This window comes from Mesorhizobium intechi (genome assembly GCF_002879535.1).
GTDB classification, from domain to species: Bacteria; Pseudomonadota; Alphaproteobacteria; order Rhizobiales; family Rhizobiaceae; genus Mesorhizobium; species Mesorhizobium intechi.
Map to the genome: position 1 here is coordinate 23,079 of NZ_PNOT02000370.1, position 11,354 is coordinate 34,432.

8 protein-coding genes are annotated in these 11,354 nt (G+C 64.6%); 4 read left to right on the forward strand and 4 right to left on the reverse strand.

The features are described 5' to 3' along the window. Position 1 precedes the first annotated feature (1 nt). Together C1D09_RS31360 and C1D09_RS31365 are read left to right on the forward strand one after the other, a co-directional pair. Positions 2-1,105 (forward strand): alcohol dehydrogenase family protein, encoded by a 1,104-nt coding sequence (locus C1D09_RS31360; RefSeq protein WP_143977827.1) that lies wholly within the window; start codon positions 2-4, stop codon positions 1,103-1,105. 132 nt (positions 1,106-1,237) lie between these two features. Then, positions 1,238-2,734, forward strand: a complete 1,497-nt coding sequence (locus tag C1D09_RS31365; RefSeq protein ID WP_143977819.1) for an HAL/PAL/TAL family ammonia-lyase — start codon at positions 1,238-1,240, stop codon at positions 2,732-2,734. A gap of 52 nt (positions 2,735-2,786) precedes the next feature. Here the strand turns inward: C1D09_RS31365 and C1D09_RS31370 are convergent, their stop codons facing one another. Both C1D09_RS31370 and C1D09_RS31375 read right to left on the reverse strand, forming a co-directional pair. Further along, a complete protein-coding gene (locus C1D09_RS31370; RefSeq protein ID WP_143977820.1) occupies positions 2,787-4,223 on the reverse strand; it encodes an NAD(P)-dependent oxidoreductase in 1,437 nt (478 codons plus the stop codon). Between the two features lie 221 nt (positions 4,224-4,444). Then, positions 4,445-5,791, reverse strand: a complete 1,347-nt coding sequence (locus C1D09_RS31375) for an NAD(P)/FAD-dependent oxidoreductase (RefSeq protein WP_143977821.1) — start codon at positions 5,789-5,791, stop codon at positions 4,445-4,447. 308 nt (positions 5,792-6,099) lie between these two features. Here C1D09_RS31375 and C1D09_RS31380 point away from each other — a divergent pair, with 308 nt between their 5' ends. Then, the gene (locus C1D09_RS31380) at positions 6,100-7,983 is read left to right on the forward strand and encodes an ABC transporter ATP-binding protein (protein ID WP_425463436.1); all 1,884 of its coding nucleotides are present in this window, start codon (positions 6,100-6,102) and stop codon (positions 7,981-7,983) included. Next, positions 7,983-9,875 carry an ABC transporter ATP-binding protein gene (locus C1D09_RS31385; RefSeq protein WP_143977823.1) on the forward strand — a complete coding sequence of 631 codons (1,893 nt, stop codon included), beginning with the start codon at positions 7,983-7,985 and terminating at the stop codon, positions 9,873-9,875. Before C1D09_RS31380 ends, C1D09_RS31385 begins: the two co-directional genes overlap by 1 nt. Before the next feature lie 27 nt (positions 9,876-9,902). Here the strand turns inward: C1D09_RS31385 and C1D09_RS31390 are convergent, their stop codons facing one another. After that, positions 9,903-10,685 (reverse strand): ABC transporter ATP-binding protein, encoded by a 783-nt coding sequence (locus C1D09_RS31390; RefSeq protein WP_143977824.1) that lies wholly within the window; start codon positions 10,683-10,685, stop codon positions 9,903-9,905. Between the two features lie 10 nt (positions 10,686-10,695). After that, positions 10,696-11,354 (reverse strand): ABC transporter permease (locus C1D09_RS31395; protein ID WP_143977825.1); only part of this gene is annotated, 659 nt, incomplete at its 5' end.

Sequence of the window (11,354 nt, forward strand, 5' to 3'; positions counted from 1 at the left end):
GATGAATGCCATGACCAGAACCGTTCCCGCCACCATGGCCGCCGTGCTGCTCACCGGGCACGGCGGACCGGAAAAGCTCGTCTACCGCACCAATGTGAAAGTGCCCTCGCCCGCACCGGGTGAAGTGTTGGTCAAGGTCAGCGCTTGCGGCATGAACAACACCGACGTCTGGGTGCGCCAGGGTGCCTATGGCACTGAAGAAGATGCCGCCGCCGTGTCGACTTGGCGGCGCCAGGGCAACACGCTTGTTTTCCCGCGCATCCAGGGCACCGACACGGTTGGCACCATCATTGCCGTCGGCGAAGGCGTTCCGCCGGACCGTATCGGTGAGCGGGTGATGGTCGATTTCTCCATCTACAACCGCGACGACGATTCACTGGCCGACATCGACTATATGGGCCATGGCCGCGACGGCGGTTACGCCGAGTACCAGACCGTGCCGGCGCAGAACGCGCATGTCGTCGATACGGATATGAGCGACGTCGAACTCGCCACCTTCTGCTGCGCCTACCTGACCGGCGAACAGATGCTGGAACGCGCTAGCCTGAAGGCCGGCGAACGCGTGCTGGTCACCGGTGCCTCGGGCGGCGTCGGCTCCGGCATCGTGCAATTGGCGCGGGCGCGCGGCGCCATTCCCTACGCCGTCGTCGGCAAGGGCAAGGAACAGGCGGTGCTCGACATCGGCGCCGAAGCGGTGATCACCCGTGGCGTCGCCGATCTGCCGCGAGCCGTGGCTGAAGTGACGGGCGGCCAGCCGATCGATGTGGTGGCCGATCTTGTCGGCGGCGCTATCTTCAACGACCTGCTGCGTGTTCTGCGGCCCGAAGGCCGCTACACCACGGCCGGCGCGATCGCCGGGCCGGTCGTGCAGCTCGATCTCAGGACCATGTATCTCAAGCAATTGCAGCTGCATGGCTCGAGCCAGGGCACGCGAGCGGATTTCCGCCGGATCGTCGGCTACATCGAGGCGAAAAAGATCCGGCCAGTGGTCGGCGGCGTCTATCGGCTCTCCGATTTTCACCGCGCACAGGCCGACTTCGTCGCCAAGGATTTCGTCGGCAAGCTGGTGGTGGTACCTGATGCCGTCGCGGAGCGGCCAGCGTAGTTCCTGGCCCCCTCGCTCTAGCTGCCGCTGTCCCAACGGGAATGGCTTGCAGTCGTGTCTGCGAGCCGTCACAAATGGCGACGCCCCTAGTCATACTGGTCCGGGCATCTGGTAGCGGGATACAGGCGAGGCATGACAGGCCGAATGATATTGCTCGATGCCAAGCCGCTCGGCGTGGCCGACGTCGCCGAGATCGCACGGCGCCATGCCCGACTGATGCTGGGCGAGGAGGCGATGCGCCGCATCCGGGCGAGCCGCGCCCTGATCGAGCATCTGACCGGGCTTGGCAAACCGATGTACGGCGTCACCACCGGCCTGGGCGCCTGTGTCGACACGCCGCTCGCACAGGCCGACCTGGTCGCCTTCCAACACAGCGTGCCGCTAAGCCACAGCATGGGCATCGGACCGGCGCTGCCCACCGAGGCGGTGCGGGCACTGATGACCGCACGCATCTCGGGCATGGCCGCCGGTGGCACCGGCACGTCCGAGCGCGTGGTCATGGGCCTTGTCGCGGCGCTCAACGCCGGCGTCCATCCGGTGATCCCGACCTGGGGCTCGATCGGCGCGGCCGACCTTGCCCATCTCGGTCATATGGCGAGGTCGCTGCGCGGCGATGGCGAGGCGGAATTCCAGAACAGGATCATGCCCTCCGCCGAGGCGCTTGCCTTGGCCGGGCTCGAGAAGCTGGACCTTCGCGAGAAGGACGGCCACGCCATCATCGTCGCCAACAGCCTGTCGACTGGAACAGCGTGCCTTGGCCTCGAAGACGTCGCCCACCTCATCGACTGGGCACTGGCCGCCGTGGCGCTCAACTACGAGGCGTTTCGCTCTTCCCTCACCGCGATCGACGAGCAAGCGCTGGCCGCACGGCCGGCCTTCGGCCAGCGCGAGATCGGCGCGCGGCTGCGGGCGGAGCTGGCGGGAAGCGGCTTGTGGAAGGACAAGGCGGCGCGGCGCCTGCAGGATCCGCTCAGCTATCGCTGCGTGCCACAGGTCTGGGGCGGCCTGCTCAATGCGTTCGAACAGGCGCGGCTCGCCACCGAGATCGAACTGACCCATTCGGGCGACAACCCGGTGGTCCTGGCCGATGGCGAACGGGTGATTTCCAACGGCAATTTCGACCTGACGGCAATGACGCTGGCCTGGGAGCAGCTCGGCCAGGCACTCGCGCATTGCGCTGTCGGCACCGCCAACCGCTGCATGAAGCTGATGTCGCCGACAACAGCCGAACTGCCGCGCTTCCTATCGGCGAGAGGCGGCAGCCGCCAGGGCTATGCGGAACTGCAAAAGCCCTTGTCGGCGCTGGAAGCCGAAATCCGGCATCTGGCCAACCCGATGTCGCTCAGCCCGCTGGCCGTTTCGGACGGGATCGAGGACCAGTCATCGATGGCGCCGCGTGTGGTGGCCAAGACGACGGAGATCATCGAACGCATGCGCTACCTCGTGGCGATGGAGCTGATCTTCGCCGCCACCGGCGTGGAGTTGCGCGGTGTCGTCGACAGCATGGGCGAAGGGCCGCAGCGCACCTTCGCCGCCGTGCGCGCGCTGGTCAGCCCGCTCGATGACGACCGTGAGATGAGCACCGACATGACGCGGGTGGCGCGGATGGTGGCCGGTCCCCGGTACTGAGCGAGCGTTTCTCATCCGACGCCGCGTCTAAATCCGCTGCGGCAGATCGAGCCTATTGGTAAGGGCCTCGGAGGTTGAGTTTCTCAGCCAGAAGGCAAAAGCGGTCGATCAGCCGGACAAGTTCCTCGCCCTGCTCAGCGACCATCTTGCCGCGCTCTGCGGGCGTGCCCGACAACGCCTTCCACAGCCGGCTTTGCCGATCACAGACCTCCGCCATTTCTGCGCAGTCGCCGGCAGTCAATTTCAAGAAATGATTCGCCGTCACCGGTCCGATGCCTGGGGGCGTCGTTGCACCAAGCGAACGGTAGCCCGGCGGCAGGGTGCCTTTGGCATTGGTCACCGATTTGCGGCAGATGACATCAAACAACTGGTCGACGGCCTGCTTGGCGCCGGCGACGCGCGACGGATGGTCCGTATCGGCTGCCGCATGCGGCAGCAGTTCAAGTTCTTCGCCGTGCTTTTCGACGAGGTCGAGATAGGGCAGCATCGGGCCAGAAAGGCGGCCGTTCGCCGCGTCCCTGAACAGATCGGCATCGATGGCGGCATGGCGTACCCACCCTGCGTCCAGCGCCTCGCCAAGCGCCACAACGTCGACAAGCTCGCCGCGATCGTAGTTGACCAGCACAGCGCCCTTGTTCATGCGGTTCAGAACATCGGCGCCGATCAGCCCTGCATTGGCGTAGCGGCCGGTGTGCGTATCCTGCTTGCCCAGGCCGACATGGACACTGAGCACATCGGCACTTTCAGCCGCGTCGGCGAGGTCCGCCGCGAAGGCAAAGCCCTCGGCTTCCACCCATTCGCGGTGCCGGGGCCTTGCATGGATCACCACGCGCATGCCGAAGGCACGGGCAAGCTTGGCCACTTCCCTGCCGATATTGCCGTAGCCGATGATGGCGATCGTCTTGCCTTCGAGCTTTTCGGTGGGGAAATCACGCAACTGCCTGCCGGTGTCGAAATCGCCGCGTGCCACCTGGTCGTGAAGCAGCCCGACAGGGAGATCCGGCAGCACTTTCAGGATTGCCTTGATCACCATCTGTGCGGTGGCCCGGCTGTTGATGCCGGGCGTGTTCATCAGCACCGCCGTCCCGCCCTCGCCGCTACCGCCGCCCCAGGAGCGAGAGCCCATATTGCCGGTGCCGGCGCCAATCCGCACGCCGGCCAGCGCAAAGACGGTTTCGGCAGGCAGGAAGGTCGCGGCGGCGATGACGGCGTCATAACGTCCGTCGCCGGCGGCTTCGATCAGCTCCTCGCGGGTGCTGAGGTCCGGCTGGTAGAAGAAATGCACCCGGCCCCGCTCGAGGCTCGCTCTGTCGCCAAGCGCGGACAGGTGGAAGCGCCCGCCCTTGGCCTCGATATGGGTGCGCACTTCGCTGGGATCAGGCTTGCCGTCAGGTCCGAAGCGCAGGCCGACCAGATCGCAGATCAGCACGGCGTAGGCGCTTTGCGGATCGATCGGATCCACGGCCTGTGTATTGGTGTTTGCGGTCACGTCGTTTCCCCATGCAAGAACGGAAAGGCTGCCGGTACGGCAGCGCGCTCTGAGTAATCAGAACCTATCCGCCCGGAAGGGCATCAGATTGATCGCCGGCGGCAAACCGGCGGCAAGTTGCGACACGATCTTGCCGGTGAGACGGCGCCGCCGACGAGGCCTTGATGACCATGGCCGAAGGCATGGATGACGTTCTTGGCGCGTGACGGCCGACGCCCAATCTAAAGGCTGGGTCCCAGCTTGATCGGGCTGCCGTCGCTGAACCGGGATTGACGGAACCTGTGAAGATCATGTCCGATCTCGTTTCCCTGGACGAGGTCGGAGACGACGCGGCCCATTCCGGGCCCGATGCCGAAGCCGTGACCGCTCATCCCGGTGGCGATGACGAGACCCGGAATTTCGGCGGCACGATCAACGACCGGCACGACATCCGGCATGGCATCGATCATGCCCGCCCAGCTTGCCTTGATCGGCACCGTCTTGAACTGTTTGAAAAGTGCCGTGAACTCCCGCTCGATATCGCGTAATGCCGACGATCTGGGGGCGGGATTGAGGATGCGCATCCGTTCGAACGGGCTCTCCTCGTCCGCGTTCCACCTGCGCGGGGTCGACCAGCCGTCCGGATAGCCGCGCGGCGCCGCCGGCAAATAGTGGGTACCAAAGGGATTGGCCATCAGGGCGGAAACATACTTCGTCGCGTGACGAAACGCATCAGGCCCTACATAGAGCTGACTGCTGCCTCCCGATGCCAGCGTATAGCCGCCATCCTGCCTGCGCCGGAACGCGATACGGTCGTCGGCCACGGCGCCCGAATGGATTTCGGGCATGGGTCCCGTCGCGGCGACGGTCGCCCTGACGCTGAGCTGCGGGATGGAGACGCCGTGGGCGCGCAGGAAGAGCAACGTCCACGCACCGCTCGCGACGACCGCGCTCGAGGTGGCGATACGGCCGTGCTCGGTCCACACCCCGCTAACGCGTCCAGCCGATATGTCGAGCGTGCGCGCCGCACAATTCTCGATGATGGTGACGCCCTCCCGGGCGGCCAGGCGGGCAAGCGCTGAAACCGCGACCCAGGGCTCGGCGCGCATGTCCGATGGCGTGGTCATAGCACCCTTGAAAGAGCGCGACATGGCCGGGATCAGTTTGGCCGTCTCACCCTGGTCGAGAAGGCGCGTGTCGACGCCGTGTATCTGAGCAATCTTCAGGAACTTGGCGAAGCCGGCCATCTCCTTGTCGGTTCGCGCGAGGTAGGTAACGCCCGTCTGCTTCAGTCCGATGTCCTCGCCGCATTCCTCGGCCAGTTGCCGCCAGAGGCGTTGCGCTTCGATGACAACAGGCAGTTCATCGGCATCGCGGCCCTGCTGCCGGATCCAGCCCCAGTTCCGCGACGACTGCTCGCCGGCGATGCGACCCTTCTCCAGCAATGTCACCGAAATGTTGCGCCGCGCAAGGAACAAGGCCGTGGTCACGCCGATGACGCCGCCGCCGATGACCACAACCTCCGAAGCCTTCGGCAACGGTGCTTGAAACTGGATCGGCATCGCTTCGGTAAAGGGAAAATTTGTCAAAGGAGACGGCCCTCTTGCTTTCAGCGGCGGGGCCGGCCCTGCTTCCGTGCCGGCGACGCGTGACAGAACTGATAATCCGTCAAGGCTGGGTCGAGCTGGAGAATCTGCACGTCAATGCAATGAATTGTTTATGCCAGCGAATGTCGCCTCGACACCCCTCACAGGAACATTGGCGGCAAAACGCCCGGCGACCGATGGCAGCACCTGTCAGGCACAGCGCGATGCCGCCATTGGCCCCTTGAAGGGTCAAGGCCGCCACGCGTAACATTGGGCCATCGGAACTGAGTCTGCTTCATGCGTCCGGGCTAATGTCCGGATCGGACTGGATATTTTCCTTGCCTACGGATGCAACCAGCGGCGCGGCGAAGCGCGGCAAATCGTTTGCCCATGTGGCGGAAGCCTCCTGGGGCAAGGGCCTCAGCACCTTGCTGCGCATCGTGCGCATGACGCTGCGCCATCCTTGGCAGGTCGCCATCACCCTCGTCTCGACCTTCATCGCCGCGACGCTGCAGCTTTTCATCCCGCGCCTGCTGGGACGCGCCATCGATCAGGCGCAAGGCGTGATCGCCGCGGGCGCCGGCACCGCGGCCGAACAGGCACTGTGGCACACGGCGCTGACGCTGCTCGTCGTCAGCGTGCTGCGCGGTCTCTTCACCATGGCGCAGAACTATTATGGCGAGGCCGTCGGCCATCAGACCGGCTACGAATTGCGGCTCGCCTTTTATGAGAAGATCCAGCGCTTGAGCTTCTCCTTCCACGACAAGGTCCATACCGGGGACCTGATCACGCTCGGTCTGCTCGATCTCGACGGCGTGCGCATGTTCTTTTCCACCGGCATCCTGCGGGTGGTGCTGCTCGGCGTGCTGATCGGCGTCGGCGCCTATCTCCTGGTAAGCACCGATCTCGCGCTCGGGCTGCTCAGCCTCAGCTTCGTGCCTTTCGTCGCCTGGCGCTCCTCGGTGACGCAGCTCAGATTGCGCAGCACCTGGCTGACGCTGCAGGAGCGGCTGTCGGTGCTGAGCCGGGTGATGGATGAGAATCTCGGCGGCATCCGTGTCGTGCGCGCCTTCGCGGCGCAGCGCCATGAGCTCAAGAAATTCGATCGCGCCAAGCAGGACGCGCTGGAGCTGGCCAATCAGCGCGTCGACATCCGCGTCTCCAACACCAGCGCCATGAACTTTTCCTTCCTGGCCGCCATGGGGCTGGTGCTGTGGTTCGGCGGCCAGAAGGTGATCGCGGGCCAGATCAGCGTCGGTACGCTGGCGCAGTTCCTCACCTTCATGACAATCCTGCAGATGCCGGTGCGCCAGCTCGGCCTGATGGTCAACTCGTTCGCACGCGCCTCGACCTGCGGCACGCGGCTGTTCGAACTGCTCGACACCGAACTCGACATCGAGGATGCGCCCGACGCCAGGGATCTCGTCATCACCGAGGGCGTGCTGCGCTTCGACAATGTCGGCTTCCGCTATGAAGGCGCGGGCGATCGTCCGACGCTGTCCAGCATCTCTTTCGAGGCCAGGTCCGGCGAGACGATAGGGATCGTCGGACCGCCCGGCAGCGGAAAGTCGACCATCGCGCATCTGATCCCGCGCTTTTACGACGTGACCTCGGGCGCGATCACCATCGACGGCCAGGACATAAGCAAGGTCACGCTGCAATCGCTGCGCAAGGCGGTCGGCGTGGTGCAGCAGGACGCTTTCCTGTTCACCACCTCGATCGAGAACAACATCGCCTATGGCAACCCCTGGGCGCGTGAAACCCGCATCGGACAGGCCGCCGAATATGCGCAGTTGCACAACTATATCATCGGGCTTCCGGCCGGCTACACCACAGTCGTCGGCGAGCGCGGCACGTCGCTTTCCGGCGGCCAGCGCCAACGCCTGACCATCGCCCGCAGCCTGATGTTGCGGCCATCGGTGCTGGTCTTCGACGATTCCACCGCGGCAATCGATGCCGGTACCGAGCAGCGTATCCGCGCGGCGATGAAGCGTTTTGCCAAGGATCGTGTGACGCTGATCATTTCGCACCGGCTGAGTTCGCTGATGCATGCCGACCAGATCCTGTTCGTCGAGGGCGGCCGCATCGTCGAGCGCGGCACGCATGAGGAGTTGCTGGCGCTGGGCGGGCGCTACCGCGCGCTTTACGACCTGCAGCTGCGGCCGGACGACGACCGGCTCGAGGGAGCAGCATGATGTCGACGCCGGACGACGACGAGAAGGACGACAAAAGCGGCCGACCGACCAAGGCCGTCGTCGGCTCGCATCGCGACGAGGAAGAGGTTTTCGGCAAGGCCTATGATCCGCGCATCGTCAGGCGCATCTGGAGCTTCGTCAGGCCCTATCAGGGCCGGATCTTCATCTCGGTGGCGGCGGTGCTGGTGTTCACGCTGACGCAGCTGGCGATCCCGCTGGTCATCCGCTATGCCATCGACCATGGCATGGCTCCGGGCAGGCTCGACCGCTCGGTGATGATCTCCGCGATCGTCACCTTCACCGTGATCATTCTGATCAACTATGTCGCCAGCCATGTGCAGGAAAGCGTCGTCGGCAAGGTGGCCGAGAATGTGCTCTCCGACCTGCGCCGCGCCATGTTCAGCCACCTGCAGCGTGTGTCGCTGGGCTTCATGGACAGGACCGAGGTCGGCCGGCTGATGTCGCGCCTGCAGGGCGACGTCAATTCGATGCAGGAATTCCTCGAGACATCGGTGATGTCGGTGGGCGACATCGTGCTGCTGTTCGGCATCGTCACCGTCCTTTTGTGGCTCGATTTCCGGCTCGGACTGCTGACGCTGTCGACCATGCCGATGCTATTCATCGTGCGGCTGTTCTGGCTGCCGCGCGCCAAGGTCGCCTTCATGGCGGCACACGAAACCAATTCCATCGCCAACGGGGCACTCGCCGAAGGCATCCACGGCGTGCGCACCGTGCAGAGCCTGGAACGCCAGCAGGTCAATTTCGACCTCTATGACGAGAAGGTGCTGGCCAACCTCAACGCCCATCTGCGGTCGGCGAAATACGCGCAGGTGATGGTGCCGATCGTCGATACGCTGACCGGCATCGCCATGGCGACGGTCATTGTCGTCGGCGGCTCGATGGTGCTGTCGCACAGCCTCGATGTCGGCGTCATGGTAGCGTTCCTGTTCTACATCCAGCGCTTCTTCGACCCGATCCGCTCGCTCACCATGCAGTACAGCGTCATGCAGCGCGCCATGGCCTCGGGCCAGCGCATCTCCGAAGTGCTCGACGTGCCGGTGGACGTCAGCGACAAGGACGACGCGGTGGCCTTGTCGCGCGATACGGACGGCTCGGTCGAGTTCAGGAATGTCACCTTCGGCTATCGGCCGAACCAGCCGGTGCTGAAGAACATCTCCTTCCGCGTCAATCCGGGCGAGACGGTCGCCCTTGTCGGCCCGACGGGATCGGGCAAGTCAAGTTCGATGGCGCTGGTGCACCGCTTCTACGATGTCTGGTCGGGGCAAGTCCTGGTCGGCGGTCACGATGTGCGTGACCTGACGCAGGATTCGCTCGGCGACCAGGTGGCAATGGTGCTGCAGGAGCCGTTCCTGTTCTCCGGGACGGTGCTGGAGAACATCCGCTACCACAAGACCGGCGCAACCCGCGATGAAGTGGTGCGCGCCGCGCAAGCGGTCGGCGCGCACCACTTCATCCAACAGTTGCCCGATGGCTACGATACCGAACTCGAACAGCGCGGCGGCAACCTCTCGCTCGGCCAGCGCCAGCTCGTCAGTTTCGCGCGAGCGCTGGTGGCCGACGCCAAGATCCTGGTGCTCGACGAGGCCACCGCCAGCATCGATTCCTACACCGAGATGCTGATCCAGAAGGCGCTGATCAAACTGCTGGAGGGCCGCACCGGGCTGGTCATCGCCCATCGGCTGGCCACCATACGCGGGGCCGACCGCATCATCGTGCTGCAGAATGGAGCGATCGTCGAAAGCGGCGACCACGAACAGCTGATGCAGAGGAAGGGCCTCTACGCGCGCCTCTACAACATGAACTACGCTTCGTTCGACGACATTGCGGAAGGCGAGCTGGAACTGGACGCCGCGGTCGGCAAGGCGACGTGAACGGCGCCTGCAAGTGGCCGCAATCGTCTACGCCATTTCAGGGCGTCTTGACCCCTCGCGGATCGCCTTGTGCACGCCGCGCTGCAGATCCATGAAGGCCGGGGTCTCCATAACCTCTTCCCGGCGCGGCCGCTCGATGTCGACGTGGAAGGTCCGCATGATGCGTCCCGGCCCGATCCCCATGACGACGATGCGGTCCGACAGATAGACCGCCTCCTCCACGTCATGCGTGACGAAGAGAACGGTCAGCCTGTGTTCCTCCCAGATCTGGGTCAGCAGTTCCTGCATCTGGTGCCGGGTCAAGGCGTCGAGCGCGCCGAACGGCTCATCCATCAGCAGCATCTTGGGCCGATAGGACAGTGCGCGCGCAATGGCGACACGCTGCTTCATGCCGCCCGACAGTTCGGACGGATAGCGGTCGGCGCTTTGCGACAGCTTGACGAGGTCGAGATGCTCGAGGGCGATCTCGCGGCAGGCCGAGCGATCGTAGCCGGCGGCCTTGAGGGCGAACTCGATGTTCTGCCGCGCCGTCAGCCAGGGCAGCAGCGTGTAGGACTGGAAGACGACGCCGCGGTCGAGACCCGGCTGCAGGATCGGCGCGCCATCGATGCTGAGATCGCCGGCGTCGAAGTCCTGCAGTCCGGCAACGATCGACAGCAATGTGCTCTTGCCGCAGCCCGACGTGCCGACGAGCGAGACGAACTCATTGTCGGCCAGATCGAGGTTGATGTCGCGCAGCACTTCCGTGCGCCGCTCGCCAGTGCCGAAGCTCTTGTCGAGACCGGCGATGCGCAATTTGGGAACAGTCATCGGCGGTTCCTCATTGCGAATGGCCATCCTGCCGGAACAGAACCTTCTCCAGCGCCTTCATGACCTGGTCGGTGATGAGACCGAGCATGCCGAGGAGCAGGATGTAGCCAATGATGGTGTTGGTTTGGAAATAGCGCTGCGACACGGTGATGCGATAGCCCAAGCCAGATGTCGCCGCGACAAGTTCAGCCAGCACCAGCCAGGTCCATGCCCAGCCGAGGCTGATGCGAAGCGTGTCCCAGATGCCCGGCAGGGCGCTGGGCACGACGATGCGTGTCAGGATCTTGCGGTCCGGCAGGCCGAGTGTGCGGCCAAGGCCGATGAAATCGGCGGGAACCCGTTTCACATTGTCCATGATCATCAGTACCTGCTGGAAGAAGGTGCCGATGAAGATGATCAGGAACTTCTGCGTGTCGCCGGTGCCCGACCACAGAATGGAGAGCGGCACGAAAGCGACGACCGGCATGTAGCGGATGAAATCCACCAGCGGCTCGATACCAGCCTCCCAGGAGCGGAAGCTGCCGATCAGCACGCCGATCGGGATCGACAGTGCCGAGGCGATGAGGAAACCGATGGAAATGCGATACGCCGAGGCCGTGAGGTCCAGCCACAGCGTGCCGTCGGCGGCGAGCTTGGCCATCTGGGTCGCAACGCTGCCGGGCGACGGCA